The 17,311-nt window shown below is 70.9% G+C and carries 15 protein-coding genes; 13 read left to right on the top strand and 2 right to left on the bottom strand.

Annotated features, from left to right (window positions below; genetic code table 11):
* The first annotated feature begins 193 nt into the window (after positions 1 to 193).
* Positions 194 to 1,522, top strand: coding sequence for an MFS transporter (locus AN215_RS01755; RefSeq protein ID WP_070012601.1), 1,329 nt, complete (start codon positions 194 to 196; stop codon positions 1,520 to 1,522).
* 67 nt (positions 1,523 to 1,589) lie between these two features.
* Here the strand turns inward: AN215_RS01755 and AN215_RS01750 are convergent, their stop codons facing one another.
* Both AN215_RS01750 and AN215_RS01745 read right to left on the bottom strand, forming a co-directional pair.
* Positions 1,590 to 3,260: a hypothetical protein gene (locus tag AN215_RS01750; protein WP_070012602.1), complete on the bottom strand. Its 1,671-nt coding sequence runs from the start codon at positions 3,258 to 3,260 to the stop codon at positions 1,590 to 1,592.
* A 121-nt stretch (positions 3,261 to 3,381) separates the two neighbouring features.
* Entirely contained in the window at positions 3,382 to 5,580 is a 2,199-nt protein-coding gene (locus AN215_RS01745; RefSeq protein ID WP_070012603.1) for an elongation factor G-like protein EF-G2, read from the bottom strand.
* Positions 5,581 to 5,792: 212 nt separating this feature from the next.
* On the opposite strand from AN215_RS01745, the gene pgsA reads away from it, so the two are divergent.
* The 12 genes from pgsA (at position 5,793) to secD (ending at position 17,310) form a co-directional block, all read left to right on the top strand.
* Positions 5,793 to 6,455 (top strand): phosphatidylinositol phosphate synthase, encoded by a 663-nt coding sequence (gene pgsA / locus AN215_RS01740; RefSeq protein ID WP_070012604.1) that lies wholly within the window; start codon positions 5,793 to 5,795, stop codon positions 6,453 to 6,455.
* The gene (locus AN215_RS01735) at positions 6,452 to 7,423 is read left to right on the top strand and encodes a phosphatidylinositol mannoside acyltransferase (RefSeq protein ID WP_070012605.1); all 972 of its coding nucleotides are present in this window, start codon (positions 6,452 to 6,454) and stop codon (positions 7,421 to 7,423) included. The genes pgsA and AN215_RS01735 overlap by 4 nt, the downstream gene beginning before the upstream one ends.
* On the top strand, positions 7,420 to 8,580 hold the full coding sequence (locus AN215_RS01730; protein WP_070012606.1) for a glycosyltransferase family 4 protein: 1,161 nt from the start codon (positions 7,420 to 7,422) through the stop codon (positions 8,578 to 8,580). Before AN215_RS01735 ends, AN215_RS01730 begins: the two co-directional genes overlap by 4 nt.
* Before the next feature lie 100 nt (positions 8,581 to 8,680).
* A complete protein-coding gene (locus tag AN215_RS01725) occupies positions 8,681 to 9,241 on the top strand; it encodes a LemA family protein (RefSeq protein ID WP_070012607.1) in 561 nt (186 codons plus the stop codon).
* 119 nt (positions 9,242 to 9,360) lie between these two features.
* Positions 9,361 to 10,329 carry a pyridoxal 5'-phosphate synthase lyase subunit PdxS gene (gene pdxS, locus AN215_RS01720; protein WP_079122597.1) on the top strand — a complete coding sequence of 323 codons (969 nt, stop codon included), beginning with the start codon at positions 9,361 to 9,363 and terminating at the stop codon, positions 10,327 to 10,329.
* An 82-nt stretch (positions 10,330 to 10,411) separates the two neighbouring features.
* Positions 10,412 to 11,023, top strand: coding sequence for a pyridoxal 5'-phosphate synthase glutaminase subunit PdxT (gene pdxT / locus AN215_RS01715; RefSeq protein WP_070012756.1), 612 nt, complete (start codon positions 10,412 to 10,414; stop codon positions 11,021 to 11,023).
* 167 nt (positions 11,024 to 11,190) lie between these two features.
* Positions 11,191 to 11,949: a YebC/PmpR family DNA-binding transcriptional regulator gene (locus AN215_RS01710; RefSeq protein ID WP_070012609.1), complete on the top strand. Its 759-nt coding sequence runs from the start codon at positions 11,191 to 11,193 to the stop codon at positions 11,947 to 11,949.
* Positions 11,950 to 12,164: 215 nt separating this feature from the next.
* Complete coding sequence (gene ruvC / locus AN215_RS01705) at positions 12,165 to 12,842, top strand: crossover junction endodeoxyribonuclease RuvC (protein WP_070012610.1); 678 nt, start codon at positions 12,165 to 12,167, stop codon at positions 12,840 to 12,842.
* On the top strand, positions 12,839 to 13,471 hold the full coding sequence (ruvA, locus tag AN215_RS01700; RefSeq protein ID WP_070012611.1) for a Holliday junction branch migration protein RuvA: 633 nt from the start codon (positions 12,839 to 12,841) through the stop codon (positions 13,469 to 13,471). Before ruvC ends, ruvA begins: the two co-directional genes overlap by 4 nt.
* A gap of 180 nt (positions 13,472 to 13,651) precedes the next feature.
* The gene (gene ruvB, locus AN215_RS01690; protein ID WP_070012613.1) at positions 13,652 to 14,743 is read left to right on the top strand and encodes a Holliday junction branch migration DNA helicase RuvB; all 1,092 of its coding nucleotides are present in this window, start codon (positions 13,652 to 13,654) and stop codon (positions 14,741 to 14,743) included.
* Between the two features lie 162 nt (positions 14,744 to 14,905).
* On the top strand, positions 14,906 to 15,424 hold the full coding sequence (yajC, locus tag AN215_RS01685) for a preprotein translocase subunit YajC (RefSeq protein WP_070012614.1): 519 nt from the start codon (positions 14,906 to 14,908) through the stop codon (positions 15,422 to 15,424).
* A gap of 128 nt (positions 15,425 to 15,552) precedes the next feature.
* Complete coding sequence (secD, locus tag AN215_RS01680) at positions 15,553 to 17,310, top strand: protein translocase subunit SecD (protein ID WP_070012757.1); 1,758 nt, start codon at positions 15,553 to 15,555, stop codon at positions 17,308 to 17,310.
* The last annotated feature ends 1 nt before the right edge of the window (position 17,311 follow it).

The following is a 17,311-nucleotide window of genomic DNA, read 5'->3' as shown; positions in this document are numbered from 1 at the left end:
GCCGACAGACCTGACCTGCCCTGACCGCTGCCCGTGCCGTCCGCACGGGCCTCCACGGTCCTCTGCCCCCGACTCCCGTCCCCCACCCGCAATCCCCTTCTCCCGCAACTCCCTCCTCGCTGCAGATCCCCCCGTCCCCGCCGCACCGCAGGGCCGTTCATCCCCGCGCGCCCGCCACCGAAGGAGATCCGGCATGACCGCACCCAGCTCACCACCCACTCCCACATCCGACGCCCCACGAGGACGTGTGAAGACCGCTCTCGCCTCCGCGGCGGGAACCTGCGTGGAGAACTACGACTTCGTGGCCTACGGCACCGCGGCCGCCCTCTACTTCGGAGACGCCTTCTTCCCCGAGTCCGACCCGGTGGTCGGCACGCTCCTCGCCTTCGTCACCCTCGGCGTCGGCTTCCTCATGCGGCCCATCGGCGGCGCCCTCGGCGGATACCTCGGCGACCGGCACGGCCGGAAGCCCGTCCTCGTCGGCGCCCTGCTCACGATGGGCATAGCCACCGTCCTCATCGGCCTGCTGCCCACCTACCAGCAGGCCGGCCTGCTCGCCCCCGTCCTGCTGGTGATCATCCGCAGCATCCAGGGGCTGGCATTCGGCGCCGAGTGGGGCGGCGCGGTGATGATGACGTACGAGCACGCACCCCGAAGGCGTCGCGGCCTGTACGCGGCGATACCGCAGGCAGGAAACCCCCTCGGCATCGCGCTCGCCAACATCGCCTTCCTGCTCTCCGCCTCCCTGGACGGCGACTGGGCCTGGCGGCTGCCGTTCCTGGCCAGCGCCGCGCTGATCGTCGTCGGCCTGATCGTGCGGATGAAGCTCAGCGAATCGCCGGAGTTCGAGGACGCCAAGGCCAAGGGCGCCACCGTCCGCAATCCGCTGCTGACCGTCGTCCGTGACGACTGGCGGAACATCCTGCGCATCATCGCCCTGCGGGTCGTCGAGTCCTGCGCCTACTACCTGACGGCGACGTATCTCCTGTCGTACATCACCGACCGCGACCCGGACGACCGGGGCGTCGCTCTCGCCGGAGTCGTCATCGCAAGTCTGTTCGCCGTGGTCACCACGGTCCTCTCGGGCGCCCTGACGGACCGGGTCGGGCGCCGCCCCGTCTACCTGGTCGGCTGCTTCCTGGCCGTGGGCTTCGGGCTGCCCATGTACGTGATGGCCAACACCGGCGGCGCCGTGTTCATCGTGCTGGTCTTCCTGATCGCCATCGGTGTCATCCACGCGGCGCTGACGGGCACTCAGGCAGCCTGGTTCGCCGAGTTGTTCAGGACCGGCACGCGGACCTCCGGCGCGTCGCTGGGCTACCAGACCGCCGCGTCGGTGGCGGGCTTCGCCCCGTTCGTCGCCGTGCTGCTGGCCGACTCCTTCGGCTGGTGGGGCCCCGCCGGGCTCTATGTCGGCGTCGCGGCCGTGGGCCTGGCCGGGGTGCTCGCGACGCGAGAGACCTGGGGGCCGGCTCAGCGTGCGGCCGCCCTCGAGAAGGAGCCGCAGCCGGCCGCCAGGTGAACCGGAGGAACGCACCGTCCGCGATGCCGTGCTGCCCGAAGGCGCCGGTGACCGGCTGCCGCCGGTCTCACGCGTCGTACGCGTCGGCCTTCCTGGGTTCGGCTCCCTGCACGAGACCGCTGAGAACGAGCGAACGGTTGCCGAACTGCTCGGTGTCGCAGCCGTTCTCCTCCAGCACGCGCATCGCGGCCGAATGCACCACCCGCAGCACGGGAGTGGCCGCCCGCAGCGCGTCGTCGGCCATGAAGCGGTGCCGCCACGGCTTGTCCGCCCACGCGTGACGCAGCCCGAAGGGCTCCGGAAGATTCAGCTTGCCGCCGAGGAAGTCCAGTACCGGAGGGAACCAGGTGAAGGGCGCCCGCGCGGAGAGCCGCACCACCTCGCGGGCGTGCACCAGCGGCAGGGTGACCTCCTTGGTCTCCCAGAACTTGACGCTCTTGGAGACCTCCTTGGTCTTGGCCTTGGGCTTCGTGGTGAACAGCGGATGCACCGGGCCCAGCGCGTGACCCGTGACCTCGATGCGAAGGGTGTGGTGCAGCACCGTCACCGTGATCAGCAGCGTGATCACCAACTGGCCGTCCCAGAGCACGAACTGGACGCCGAGGTAGTGCCTGTTGCCGCTGCCGAACTGCTGCTCGTTGCAGATGCGCTGTATTTCGAAGTCCTTGATGCGGTACCCCTCGACCTCCTGGCCCTCGGGGCGGGTGACCTCCTTGGCGCCCTCGCCGATGGGGGAGACGACCCAGTGCCGTATGGACGGTGTGGGGAAGCCGCCGGTGTGCAGCGGGCCGCGTTCCAGCCTGCGGAGCTGGTCGTGGATGGAACGCACGACGTCCCAGCTGCGGAAGGGGTTGATGTCGGCCTCGGGGTCCTTGGCCACCAGTTCCTCGGCGAGCTGCCAGCTGCCCCAGCGCGTGCCCATGCCGAGTATCCCCTTGGGGCCCGCGTAGTAGACGAGGTTGCTGGCCTGCTCCGCGCTGAGCTTGGCGAGGCCCAGCCGGATGCGCTCGGCACCTTTGTCACCCGGGTCCTGCGGAACCGCCTCGGGGATCTTCGCGCCGACGCCGCTGCCGCCCAGCAGCTGCTCCCACTGGCCGCGCAGCAGCTTCGCGGAGCGCTCGCAGACCTGCTTCGCCCACAGCCAGCCGACGATGGGCACGATGAGCATGCCGCGCAGATAGAGGGCGAGCAGCCCGTCGAAGGGGAGCTTGAGCATGAACAGGACGGCGAGGCCGCCCAGCGCGACCATGGCGGCCATGCCGAAGGCGCCCATGCGTTTGTCCTGAGCGCCCGCTATCGCCCGGCGCAGCTGGAAGCCCAGCAGCCACAGCAGCGTCCCCGGCAGGAACAGCACCCCGAAGATGACCATGATCACGGTCAGCCGGGTGTCGCGGTCCTTGCGGATACGGGTGGCCGCGAGGCAGTGCTCGACGACCGTCTGCGGCTCGATGCCGAAGGACTGGATGAGCGCCTTGCGCGCCCCGCCCAGCAGCCGCACCTGCACCGCGCGTGAGAACGCCTCGCCGAGGTTCGGCTCGAAGAGCGACAGCCGCGGGGGCTTCACCGTCGCCACGTCGTTCGCGGCGACGAGGTCGGTGACGGGGCCGTCCCGGTACGCGGCGGACGCCAGGGCCTGAGTGGCCGCCGTCTGACCGCCGGAGCCGGAGAGCGGCACCTGCGCGCCCGGACTGAAGTCGGACGCGGCCTCGATGCCCTCGAAATCCTCGAACCCGGCCACTGAGCCCCCACTTCGTCAAACTCCGGCGACGCCCGCCCACGCGCGGGTGCCGACCACGGCATATTCCCAACTGCCGTGGCCGGCACACCTTTTCACGTGCCTTTGTCCAGCGTAGCCGCAGTCAGCCGCCGTTCTGGGCGGCTTCCAGGATCTTGCCGGCCAGCTGCTGGGGCATCGGTTCGTGGCAGGCGTACGAGCGGGCGAAGCGACCGGTCCCGTGGGAGAGGGAGCGCAGTTCCACCGTGTACCGGCTGATCTCGATCTCCGGGATCTGCGCCCGTACGAGCGTGTGCCCGTCGGCTCCCTGCTCGGTGCCGGAGACCTTCCCGCGCCGTCCCGACAGGTCGCTCATCACCGAGCCGACGTACTCGTCCTCCACGTCCACCTGCAACTCCGCGACGGGCTCCAGGAGATGGATGCGCGCCTTGGAGGCGCACTCGCGCAGCGCGAGCGCCCCGGCTGTCTGGAAGGCGGCGTCCGAGGAGTCCACCGAGTGGGCCTTGCCGTCGTGCAGGGTCACCCGGAAGTCCACCAGCGGATAGCCGGCGGCGACGCCCTTGGCGGCCTGCGCCCGTACGCCCTTCTCCACCGACGGGATGAACTGCCGGGGCACGGCACCGCCGACGACCTTGTCGACGAACTCGATGCCGCTGCCGCCGGGCAGCGGCTCCACGGTGATCTCGCATATCGCGAACTGCCCGTGCCCGCCCGACTGTTTGACGTGCCGTCCGCGCCCGGCCGCCTCCTCGGCGAAGGTCTCCCGCAGCGACACCTTGTGCGGCACGGAGTCGACGTTGACGCCGTAGCGGCTGCGCAGGCGCTCCAGGGCGACGCCCATGTGCGCCTCGCCCAGGCACCACAGGACGAGCTGATGGGTGTCCGGGTTCTGCTCCAGGCGCATCGTCGGGTCCTCGGCGACGAGCCGGGACAGCCCGTGCGAGAGCTTGTCCTCGTCCGCCTTGGTGTGCGCCTCGATGGCGACCGGCAGCAGCGGGTCCGGCATGACCCACGGCTGCATCAGCAGCGGATCGTCCTTGGCGGACAGGGTGTCGCCCGTCTCCGCCCGGCTCAGCTTCGCCACGCACGCCAGGTCGCCGGCCACGGCCTTGGACAGCGGGCGCTGCTGCTTGCCGAAGGGCGCGGAGAGCGCGCCGATCCGCTCGTCCACGTCGTGGTCCTCGTGGCCGCGGTCCTCCAGGCCGTGCCCCGAGACGTGCACCGTCTCGTCGGGACGGAGAGTGCCGGAGAAGACACGGACGAGGGAGATGCGGCCCACGTACGGGTCGGAGGAGGTCTTGACCACCTCGGCCACGAGCGGACCGTCCGGATCGCAGGTCAGAGCGGGGCGTGGCTTGCCCTCGGGCGTGGTGACCTCGGGGATCTCGTGTTCGAGGGGTGAGGGGAAGCCGCCCGTGATCAGCTCCAGGAGTTCCAGGGTGCCCAGGCCGTGCTGTGCGCCCTCGGCCGCGGGCGCCGCCGCCAGCACAGGGTGGAAGACGCCCCGTGCGACGGCCTTCTCGAGGTCCTGGATGAGGGTCGGGATCTCGCACTCCTCGCCGCCGAGGTAGCGCTCCATGAGGGTCTCGTCCTCGCTCTCGGAGATGATCCCCTCGATGAGGCGGTTCCTGGACTCCTCGATCTGCGGCAGCGCCCCGGGGTCGGGGTCGCGTTCGGCGCGCGTCCCCGAGGAGTAGTCGTACACGCGCTGGGAGAGCAGACCGATCAAGCCCTCGACGGGAGCGTGCCCGTCGGCGCCCTGCTCGCCGCGGAGCGGCAGGTAGAGCGGGATGACGGCGTCGGGGTCGTCGCCGCCGAAGACACGCTGGCAGACCGAGACCATTTCCTCGAAGTCGGCGCGTGCGGCGTCGAGATGAGTCACCACGATCGCCCGCGGCATGCCGACCGCCGCGCACTCGTCCCACACGAGCCGGGTCGCGCCGTCGACGCCGTCTGCGGCCGAGACGACGAAAAGGGCCGCGTCCGCTGCCCGCAGACCGGCCCTCAACTCCCCGACGAAATCCGCATATCCGGGAGTGTCCAGTACGTTGATCCGGATGCCTTCCCACTCGACCGGCACCAGGGAGAGCTGCACCGACCGGTGCTGCCGGTGCTCGATCTCGTCGTAGTCGGAGAGGGATCCGCCGTCCTCCACCCTGCCGGCTCTCGTCACCGCCCCGGAGGCCAGTGCGAGTGCTTCCACGAGGGTGGTCTTTCCCGATCCGCTGTGGCCGACCAGCACCACGTTCCGCAGTTTCGAGGGGTGGTCGGCCGCCGCTGCCCTGCCGGCGGCTCCGGGGTGTGTGCTCGCCTTGTCGCCCATGTGTCCCGCCTTCCGGTCGACACCTGCTGGGTCCGTCTGGCTTCGTCGCGAAAAACGCGGTACTTCGAGCTTTCCACCGCTCCCGGCACGCGTCCATACGTAGCGCACGGAGCTGCCGCGGACCGTGGACGCGGTGGCCTGCGCGCCTGGCTAACATGGGCCGACCGGTGGCCGCACCCGCTGCCGGCCCGCCATCGATCAACGGGACGACCATGCTGAACAAGTACGCGCGTGCGTTCTTCACGCGTGTCCTCACCCCCTTCGCGACGCTGCTGCTGCGGCTGGGAGTGAGCCCCGATACGGTCACCCTGATCGGCACCGCGGGAGTGGTCGCGGGAGCGCTGGTCTTCTACCCGCTCGGCCACTTCTTCTGGGGCACGGTCGTCATCACGCTCTTCGTCTTCTCCGATCTCGTCGACGGCAACATGGCACGGCAGTTGGGGCGCTCCAGCCGGTGGGGCGCCTTTCTCGACTCCACGCTCGACCGTGTCGCGGACGCGGCCGTCTTCGGCGGCATCGCGCTGTGGTACGCGGGCGGCGGTGACAGCGTCCTGATGTGCGGCGTGACGATCTTCTGCCTCGCCAGCGGCCAGGTCGTCTCCTACACCAAGGCACGCGGGGAGAGCATCGGTCTGCCCGTGAACGTCAACGGCCTTGTGGAGCGCGCCGAGCGGCTCGTGATCACACTCGTACTCGCCGGGTTGTCGGGCTTCACGGTCTTCGGAGTCCCGTACATCGGCGTCCTGCTTCCCGTCGCCCTGTGGGTCGTTGCTCTCGGCAGCATCGTCACGCTCGGGCAGCGGGTCGTGACCGTGCGGCGTGAGGCCGCCGAGGCGGACGGGGCGGCGGATGCGGAAGGGACGGGCACGGCGTGAGCACCACCCTCCGTGAACGGCTGACCGACTCGCTGTACGGCCTGGGCTGGGCCGGCGTACGCAGGCTTCCCGCACCGGCCGCCGCCGCTCTGGGCCGGCGCATCGCGGACTCCGTCTGGAAGCGGCGAGGCAGGGGCGTGCGGCAGCTGGAGGCGAACCTCGCCCGTGTCGTGCCCGGGGCCTCGCCGGAGCGGCTCAGGCAGCTCTCGCACGCCGGCATGCGTTCTTATCTGCGGTACTGGATGGAGTCGTTCCGGCTGCCCGCCTGGCGTGAGCGGCACATACGGGACAACGTCCACATCCACGATCTGCACCGGCTGACCGACGGCATCGCCTCCGACCGGGGCGTGATCCTCGCCCTGCCGCACCTGGCGAACTGGGACCTGGCGGGCGCGTACGTCACGACCGGTCTGAAGACGCCCTTCAGCACGGTCGTCGAACGTCTCAAGCCCGAGTCCCTCTTCGACCGGTTCGTGGCCTACCGCGAAGGCCTCGGGATGGAGGTGCTGCCCCACTCCGGCGGCAGCGCCTTCGGCACGCTCGCACGCCGGCTGCGTGACGGCGGCCTCGTGTGTCTCGTCGCCGACCGCGACCTGTCGGCCTCCGGGGTCGAGGTGACCTTCTTCGGCGAACGTACGAGGATGCCGGCCGGGCCCGCCCTCCTCGCCCAGCAGACCGGAGCCATGCTGCTGCCGGTGACGCTCTGGTACGGGGACGCGCCGCGCATGGAGGGCCGTGTGTATCCGCCGGTCCCGGTTCCCGCGGAGGGCACACGGCAGGAGAGGACCGCCGTGATGACGCAGACGATGGCGGACGCCTTCGCCGAGGGCATCGCGGAGCACCCCGAGGACTGGCACATGCTGCAGCGGCTGTGGCTCTCGGACTTCCCGCCCGCGGATGACGCGGAGTCCGCGGGGAAGGACCTGAGCGGGCACCGCACGGGGTCCGGGGAGGAGCGGGAGGCATGAGGATCGGGATCGTCTGCCCCTACTCCTGGGACGTGCCGGGCGGCGTCCAGTTCCACGTCCGCGACCTGGCGGAGCACCTCGACCGCCTGGGGCACGAGGTGTCCGTGCTGGCGCCGTCCGACGACGAGACGCCGCTGCCGCCGTACGTGGTCTCGGCGGGCCGCGCCGTCCCCGTGCCGTACAACGGGTCGGTCGCGCGGCTCAACTTCGGCTTCCTCTCCGCGGCCCGGGTACGGCGCTGGGTGCACGAGGGCCGCTTCGACGTGCTGCACATCCACGAGCCGGCCACGCCCTCCCTCGCCCTGCTCACCTGCTGGGCGGCCCAGGGCCCCATCGTCGCGACCTTCCACACCTCCAACCCCCGCTCGCGGGCGATGATCGCGGCGTACCCGATCCTGCAGCCCGCACTGGAGAAGATCAGCGCGCGGATCGCGGTGAGCGAGTACGCACGGCGCACGTTCGTCGAACACCTCGGCGGCGACGCCGTGGTCATTCCCAACGGCGTCGACGTCGACTTCTTCGCGCGCGCGGAGCCCAAGGCCGAGTGGCAGGGCGGCACCATCGGCTTCATCGGACGGATCGACGAGCCCCGCAAGGGACTTCCCGTCCTGATGAGGGCCCTTCCGCGGATCCTCGAATCGCGGCCGGAGACGCGTCTGCTCGTGGCCGGGCGCGGCGACGAGGAGGAGGCCGTCGAGGACCTGCCGGCCGGGATGCGGGACCGGGTGGAGTTCCTCGGCATGGTCAGCGACGAGGACAAGGCGCGGCTGCTGCGCAGCGTCGACCTGTACGTCGCACCCAACACCGGCGGTGAGTCCTTCGGGATCATCCTCGTCGAGGCGATGTCCTCCGGCGCTCCCGTGCTCGCGAGCGACCTGGACGCCTTCGCGCAGGTGCTCGACGGGGGAGAGGCCGGCGAGCTCTTCCCCAACGAGGACGCCGGCGCCCTCGCGGAGGCCGCCGTGCGGCTGCTCGCCGACCCGGAGCGGCGGGAGCGCCTGCGCGCGTACGGCAGCCGCCACGTGCGCCGCTTCGACTGGTCCACCGTCGGGGCCGACATCCTGGCCGTGTACGAGACGGTCGCCGACGGCGCCGCCGCCGTCTCGCCCGACGAACGCATCGGACTGCGCGCCCGTCTCGGGCTGGCCCGTGACTGAGGGACCGAGAGCGTCCGTACGTACGAGCGGGCGGCTGTGGGCCGGCGGCCGGCGGCCGATCACAGGTGACAGGTGAAGAACGAGGGAGAGCGCGGTAGCGATGCCCACCATGACGACCGTGATCCTGCCCGCCGTAGCGGTGCTCCTCATCGGCGTCTATCTCAGCTGGACGGCCGGACGTCTCGACCGGCTGCACGCCCGCATCGACGCCGCGCGGGCCGCGCTCGACGCGCAACTGCTCCGACGGGCGTCCATCGCACAGGAGTTGGCCACCGCCGGCGTCCTCGACCCCGCCGCGTCGATGGTCCTCTACCAGGCCGCGCACGACGCCCGGCAGGCGGCGGAGGAGCAGCGTGAGGTCGCCGAGAGCGAGCTGAGCCAGGCCCTGCGCGCCGTCTTCGACGAGAGCGCACAGGTCGAGGCCGTACGTGCCGCGCCGGGCGGCGAGGACACGGCGGCCGAACTCGCCGCGGCCGTACGCCGGGTGCCGATGGCGCGGCGCTTCCACAACGACGCCGTACGCGCGGCGCGGGCGCTGCGGCGCCACCGGACCGTGCGCTGGCTGCGGCTTGCCGGCTACGCGCCCTTTCCGCTCGCCTTCGAGATGGACGACGAGCCGCCGCCCGCCCTCGCGGACCGGGGCAACGGAGCGCCGCAGTAGGCAGCGGGCGCGAGATCGGTGCGCTGCCTGCGAGGAGGCCGGCGGGCAGTCCACCACAGCCGGATTGGCCCTTTTCCAAGGCCACCCCTCTCCCGGACGGTGTATGCAACGGACCTACCATGGTCCTGTCGTACTTTTACCGTCGAGTGAGGTCATACGTGTCCAGCCCGTCTTCCGTGCCCTCTGCCACGTCCGCCGCCCAGGCCCCCGCGACAGGCACAGCCCGTGTCAAGCGCGGCATGGCCGAGCAGCTCAAGGGTGGCGTGATCATGGACGTCGTCACACCCGAGCAGGCGAAGATCGCCGAGGACGCCGGTGCCGTCGCGGTCATGGCACTCGAGCGGGTCCCCGCCGACATCCGCAAGGACGGCGGCGTCGCGCGGATGTCCGACCCGGACATGATCGAGGGGATCATCGAGGCGGTCACCATCCCGGTGATGGCCAAGTCCCGCATCGGCCACTTCGTCGAGGCACAGCTCCTGCAGGCCCTCGGCGTGGACTACATCGACGAGTCCGAGGTCCTCACGCCGGCCGACGAGGTCAACCACAGCGACAAGTTCGCCTTCACCACCCCGTTCGTGTGCGGTGCCACCAACCTCGGCGAGGCCCTGCGGCGCATCTCCGAAGGCGCGGCCATGATCCGCTCCAAGGGCGAGGCGGGCACCGGCAACGTGGTCGAGGCCGTGCGTCACATGCGTCAGATCAACGGCGACATCGGCCGGCTCAAGTCGCTGGACAGCCACGAGCTGTACGGCGCCGCCAAGGAGCTGCGCGCACCGTACGAGCTGGTCAGGGAGGTCGCCGAGCTGGGCAAGCTGCCCGTCGTGCTCTTCTCCGCGGGCGGTGTCGCCACCCCGGCGGACGCCGCGCTGATGCGCCAACTCGGAGCCGAGGGCGTCTTCGTGGGCTCCGGCATCTTCAAGTCCGGTGACCCGGCCAAGCGCGCCGCGTCCATCGTGAAGGCGACGACCTTCTACGACGACCCGAAGATCATCGCCGATGCCTCGCGGGGTCTCGGCGAGGCCATGGTCGGCATCAACTGCGACACGCTGCCCGAGGGCGAGCGGTACGCCTCCCGGGGCTGGTGACCGGCCGCTTCACCGGCAGCGCTCCCCGGTGAACGTCCGCAGAAACACGACATCCGCATGACCGTATGAAAGGCCCTTGTCCGTGAGCACTCCCACCGTCGGCGTACTCGCCCTGCAGGGCGACGTGCGCGAGCACTTCGCCGCCCTGGCGGCGGCGGGCGCGCACACCTGTGCCGTGCGGCGGCCGGAGGAGCTCGCCGCGGTCGACGGACTGGTCGTCCCCGGCGGCGAGTCGACGACGATCTCCAAACTGGCCGTCGCCTTCGGCCTGATGGAGCCGCTGCGCGAGCGCGTACGTGCGGGAATGCCGGCGTACGGCTCCTGCGCGGGAATGATCCTGCTGGCGGACAAGATCCTGGACGCTTCTCCCGTCAGCGCCGGGGGACAGGAGCAGGAGACCGTCGGCGGCATCGACATGATCGTCCGCCGCAACGCCTTCGGCAGGCAGAACGAGTCCTTCGAGGCCCCCCTCGACGTGAAGGGCGTCGAGGGTGGCCCCGTCGAAGGGGTCTTCATCAGGGCACCGTGGGTGGAGTCGACGGGAGAGCGTGCCGAGACCCTGGCCGTGCACGACGGTCACACCGTCGCCGTACGCCAGGACGCCCTGCTGGCGACGTCCTTCCACCCCGAACTCACGGGCGACCACCGCGTGCACGCGATGTTCGTCGAGATGGTGCGCGCCGCCGCCGCGTGACCACCGCGCGCGTCCGCCCGGCCGCTCCGTGTGATGCCCGGCTGCTGACAGGAGGCCACGCCCACGGGCCGTCTTCCCCGTGAGGGAGCAGGGCGGTCAGCGCGCGGGGGCGCTGACGGTAGGATCTCCGCGTCTGTTCATGTCGGTGACGTCGAAGGAGCAAGGCTGTGTCCGGCCACTCTAAGTGGGCAACCACCAAGCACAAGAAGGCCGTGATCGATGCCAAGCGCGGCAAACTCTTCGCCAAGCTGATCAAGAACATCGAGGTCGCGGCCCGTACGGGCGGCGCCGACCCGGAGGGGAATCCGACTCTCTTCGACGCCATCCAGAAGGCGAAGAAGTCCTCCGTCCCCAACAAGAACATCGACAGCGCCGTCAAGCGCGGCGCCGGTCTCGAGGCGGGCGGCGCCGACTACGAGACGATCATGTATGAGGGTTACGGGCCCAACGGTGTCGCGGTCCTCATCGAGTGCCTCACCGACAACCGCAACCGCGCGGCCTCCGACGTACGCGTCGCGATGACCCGCAACGGCGGCTCCATGGCCGACCCGGGCTCCGTCTCCTACCTCTTCAACCGCAAGGGCGTCGTGATCGTCCCCAAGGGCGACGACGGCCTCTCCGAGGACGACGTGCTCGCCGCCGTCCTGGAAGCCGGGGCGGAGGAAGTCAACGACCTCGGTGAGAACTTCGAGGTCATCAGCGAGGCCACCGACCTGGTCGAGGTGCGCACGGCGCTCGTGGACGCCGGCATCGACTACGAGTCGGCCGACAACAGCTTCCTGCCCAGCGTGCAGGTGCCGTTGGAGGAGGAAGGCGCCCGCAAGATCTTCAAGCTGATCGACGCCCTCGAGGACAGTGACGACGTGCAGAACGTCTTCGCCAACTTCGACGTCGACGACGACATCATGGCGAAGGTCGACGCCTGACCCCTCCGCCCTTCCCGGGGTCCGGCGACCATGCCCGCAGCAGGGGCGGCGTCCGGTCGGGCGGCCATGTCCGGCGCTGCCGCGGCCGGCAACTGCCGTCGCTGTCCGGGCCGTTCGGGCACCCCGCGCCGGTACGTCGCGACGGGATTGTCGGTCCCTGCCGATAACCTGCGGGAACACAGTCGGAGCCGCAGGCGTGAGCGAGGAGGACGGGCGTGCGTGTGCTCGGTGTCGATCCGGGGCTGACCCGCTGCGGCCTCGGGGTCGTCGAGGGAGTCGCCGGCCGGCCGCTGACGATGAAGGCGGCCGGCGTCGTGCGCACACCGGCGGACGTGTCCGTCGCCGAGCGCCTTCTGCTGATCGAGCAGGGCGTCGAGGAATGGCTCGACCGGCACAGCCCGGAAGCCGTCGCGGTGGAGCGGGTGTTCAGCCAGCACAACGTCCGTACGGTCATGGGCACGGCCCAGGCCGGTGCCGTGGCGATGCTGTGCGCCGCCCGCCGTGGCCTGCCCGTCGAGCTGCACACGCCCAGCGAGGTCAAGGCCGCGGTCACCGGCACCGGCCGGGCGGAGAAGGCGCAGGTGGGCACCATGGTCATGCGGCTGCTCCGGCTCGGTGCCCCGCCGCGCCCGGCCGACGCCGCCGACGCCCTCGCGCTCGCGATCTGCCACATCTGGCGCGCCCCCGTCCAGCAGCGCCTCAACCGCCTCCAGCAGGCGCACGCCAGGCACGCGGCGGGTCACGCGGCGCCGCCAAGTGCCCCCGTTCCAGCGGCGGATCCCCCCGGGCCCGGCCGGCCTGCCGGAGAGCCGGGCGCCGCGAAAGCGCGCAGAACTCCCGATGCCTCCGGGCCCCGGAGAGCGCCCGAAGCCCCGAAAGGCACCGCCCGATGATCGCCTTCGTCTCCGGCACCGTCGCCTCGCTCGCGCCCGACACGGCAGTCGTCGAAGTCGGCGGCGTGGGCATGGCCGTGCAGTGCACGCCGGGCACGCTCGCACAGCTGCGCGTCGGCAGGCACGCCAAGCTCGCCACCTCCCTCGTCGTACGGGAGGACTCGCTGACGCTCTACGGCTTCGAGGACGAAGACGCCCGTCAGACCTTCGAGTTGCTGCAGACGGCGAGCGGCGTAGGCCCGCGCCTCGCCCAGTCCATGCTCGCCGTGCACTCGCCGGACGCGCTGCGGGCGGCCGTCTCCGGGGGCGACGAGAAGGCGCTGACGGCCGTGCCCGGCATCGGGAAGAAGGGCGCTCAGAAGCTGCTGCTGGAGCTGAAGGACCGCCTCGGCGCGCCCGTCTCCGGGGCGGCGGCACAGCTGCCCGGGCAGTCGGCAGGCGCACAGGGCGGCGGCTGGCGCGGCCAACTCCACTCAGCCCTCGTCGGGTTGGGGTACGCGACACGCGAGGCGGACGAAGCCGTGGCGGCGGTCGCCCCGCAGGCCGAGGAAGCGGCGGCCTCGGGCGTGGAGCCGCCCGTACCGCAGTTGCTGCGCGCGGCACTGCAGACGCTGAACCGGGCGCGGTGACATGCGGGCGGCACTGCGCGGCACGGCGCGGAACACCGGCGGCGGCACGCACCCGAGGCGGAGCGGCACGCACCACTGGAAGAGCGGTACGCACCGCAGGCACGGCGGCACGCACCGGACGCACCGCGGCACGCGGGCCGCGCACGGCCCCGTGCACCACCACAGGCGGAGGCAGACGCCATGAACGGCGACGACTACGGCCACGCGGACACGGCGGCCGACGGCACCGACCGTCTCGTCGGGGCCGAGGCGGAGAGCGACGAGAGCGCCGTGGAGGCGGCGCTGCGCCCCAGGGAACTGAGCGAGTTCATCGGCCAGTCGAAGGTGCGCGAGCAGCTCGATCTCGTGCTGAAGGCCGCGCGCAGGCGCGGCGGCACGGCCGACCACGTCCTGCTCTCGGGCGCCCCCGGTCTGGGCAAGACCACCCTCTCCATGATCATCGCCGCTGAGATGAGCGCCCCGATCCGCATCACCTCGGGCCCCGCCATCCAGCACGCCGGCGATCTCGCCGCGATCCTCTCCTCGCTCCAGGAGGGCGAGATTCTCTTCCTCGACGAGATCCACCGCATGTCGCGGCCCGCCGAGGAGATGCTCTACATGGCGATGGAGGACTACCGCGTCGACGTGATCGTCGGAAAGGGCCCCGGTGCCACGGCCATCCCGCTGGAGCTGCCGCCCTTCACCCTGGTCGGCGCCACCACCCGCGCCGGGCTGCTGCCGCCCCCGCTGCGCGACAGGTTCGGATTCACCGCCCACATGGAGTTCTACGAGCCAGGCGAGCTGGAGCAGGTCGTCCACCGCTCAGCGCGCCTGCTGGATGTGCGTACGGACGCGGAGGGCGCAACCGAGATCGCCGGCCGGTCCCGGGGCACACCCCGCATCGCCAACCGCCTGCTGCGCCGCGTGCGCGACTACGCCCAGGTCAAGGCCGACGGCATGATCGACCGCGACATCGCATCCCGCGCCCTGGCGGTCTACGAAGTGGACGAACGCGGCCTGGACAGGCTGGACCGCGCGGTCCTCGGCGCGCTGCTGAAGCTCTTCGGCGGCGGCCCCGTCGGTCTCTCCACGCTCTCCGTCGCGGTGGGGGAGGAGCGGGAGACCGTGGAGGAGGTGGCCGAGCCCTTCCTCGTACGCGAGGGGCTGCTGGCCCGGACGCCGCGCGGCAGGATCGCCACCCCGGCGGCCTGGGACCACCTGGGGCTGGCCCGGCCGCCGCAGTCTCCGGGTTCCCCCGCGGGCACCCGGCAGCAAGGCTTGTTCGGAGAGTGACGTGCGCGGGGGAGACGGGCCAGGAACCCCTGTGCCACGCTTGACGTTGTTCCATTGGCGAGGGCTCGCTTAGACTCCGCCAGCGCCGTCCCTTACAGGCGGCACGCCCACCCCGAAATCCAGGCCGCTGAGACGCGGTCGTGCGAAGGACTCTCTCCCGCCGTGAATATCGTTACTCTCCTCCCCTTCATCGTGCTCATCGGGGCCATGTTCCTCATGACCCGGTCCGCCAAGAACAAGCAGCGTCAGGCCGCCAAGATGCGTGACTCCATGACGCCGGGCACCGGTGTCCGGACGATCGGGGGCATGTACGCCACAGTCAAGGAGATCCGCGACGACACGGTCCTCCTTGAGGTTGCTCCCGGCACGCACGCTCTCTACGCCAAGAACGCCGTCGGCGCCGTGCTCGAGCAGGAGGAGTACGAGCGGATCGTGAACGCCACGCCCAGCGACCTCGAGATCGGCAAGACCGTCGTCCCGGACGACGCCTCCTCCCTCACCTCGGACGACGAGCGCGCCGAGGGCTCCAAGGTCGACTTCGCCAAGTCCGGCGACGAGGACGGCGACGACACCGGAGCCGACGGCGACGCGCGGCGCGCGGCGTCCGATGCCAAGGACGAGCAGGCCAAGGGTGACGACAAGCCCGAGGACGCCAAGCGGAAGGGCACCGACTCCGAGTAAGGTCGGCGCCGCCGGGCCACTGACCGGGCCCGGCGGCGGAGCACGTCCGCAGACCATTTGTGCGCCGCGTGGCGGCCCCACTCAACTCCTGGGCCGGCACCGGCTGCTGGGACAGGAGACACGAGAAGGTGGCAGCACCGAAGAAAGGCCGCAGGAGCCAGGGCGCACACGCGAAACCATGGCGCTCGCTGACGCTGATCCTGCTGGCCCTGGTGGGCATGACCGGGGGGATGTTCTTCTCCGGCCATGACACCCCCCGGCTCGGCATCGATCTCGCCGGCGGCACGAGCATCACCCTTGAGGCGAAGAACCAGCCGGGGAAGCCGAACGCGATCAACCAGACCAACATGAACACCGCCGTGGGCATCATCGAGCGGCGGGTCAACGGTCTGGGCGTGCAGGAGGCCGAGGTCCAGACCCAGGGCGACAGGCACATCATCGCCAACATCCCCCGCGGCACGAACGAGAAGCAGGCCCGTGAGCAGGTCGGTACGACCGCGAAGCTGGCCTTCCGCCCGGTGCTGACATACGGGCCGTCGACCCAGCAGCCTCAGCAGCCGCCTTCGCAGTCCCCGTCCAAGCCCCCGTCGGGCGAGCAGCAGAACGGGCAGGGCGGCCAGGACGGTCAGGGAGAGCAGAGCAGCGGAAACGGCGGGGATCAGGGCCGCGCGGTGACCGACGGGCTCAAGGCGAAGGCCGCGCCCGCGGACGACAAGCCCAGCCCCAAACCGACGGCACCGCCCACCGCGCCGCCGCAGCAACAGCAGCCGCCGGGCGTCCCGCCGGAGCTGGCGAAGAAGTTCCAGAAGCTGGACTGCACCGGCAAGCAGGACAGGGCCAAGGTGAGTGAGCAGGCCTCCGCTGCCAAGTCGGGCGATCCGGTCCTCGCCTGCGACGCCAAGGAGAAGATCAAATACGTCCTGGGGCCGGTCGGGGTCGAGGGCAAGAACGTCACAGATGCCAAGGCCCAGTTCGACCAGCAGCGCGGCCAGTGGATCGTCACGATGTCCTTCGACGGCAAGGGCTCCAAGGACTTCGGCGACACCACCGGGAAGCTCTCCAAGAAGCAGCAGCCGCAGAACCAGTTCGCGATCGCCCTGGACGGCGAGGTCGTCTCCGCCCCCTCCGTGAGCCAGCGGCTCTCGTCCAACGCCGAGATCTCCGGCAGCTTCAACCAGCAGTCCGCCGAGGAGCTGGGCAACATCCTCTCCTACGGCGCCCTGCCCCTCACCTTCGAGGAGTCGGACGTCACGACGGTGACGCCCGCGCTCGGCAGCGACCAGCTCGCGGCCGGGCTCATCGCCGGCGCCATCGGGCTCGGCCTCGTGGTGGTGTATCTGATCGCGTACTACCGAGGGCTGTCCCTGATCGCGATCCTCAGCCTCCTCGTCTCGGCGGCGCTCACGTACACGATCATGTCGCTGCTCGGCCCGGCGATCGGTTTCGCGCTGAACCTCCCGGCCGTGTGCGGTGCGATCGTCGCGATCGGTATCACCGCGGACTCGTTCATCGTCTACTTCGAACGCATCCGCGACGAGATCCGCGAGGGACGCACACTGCGGCCCGCCGTCGAACGGGGCTGGCCACGTGCCCGGCGCACGATCCTCGTGTCCGACTTCGTGTCGTTCCTCGCCGCCGCCGTGCTGTTCATCGTCACCGTCGGCAAGGTGCAGGGCTTCGCGTTCACGCTCGGGCTGACCACGCTGCTGGACGTCGTCGTCGTCTTCTTCTTCACCAAGCCGCTGATGACGGTGCTGGCCCGCACCAGGTTCTTCTCCAGCGGGCACTCCTGGTCCGGTCTCGACCCGACAAGGCTCGGAGCCAAACCGCCACTGCGCCGCGGCCGACGCACGTCCGCCGTCAGCACCGACCCGAAGGAGGCATGAG

It is taken from the genome of Streptomyces abyssalis, from assembly GCF_001751365.1.
GTDB lineage: Bacteria > Actinomycetota > Actinomycetes > Streptomycetales > Streptomycetaceae > Streptomyces > Streptomyces abyssalis.
This window is presented reverse-complemented; position numbering and strand designations above follow the sequence as displayed.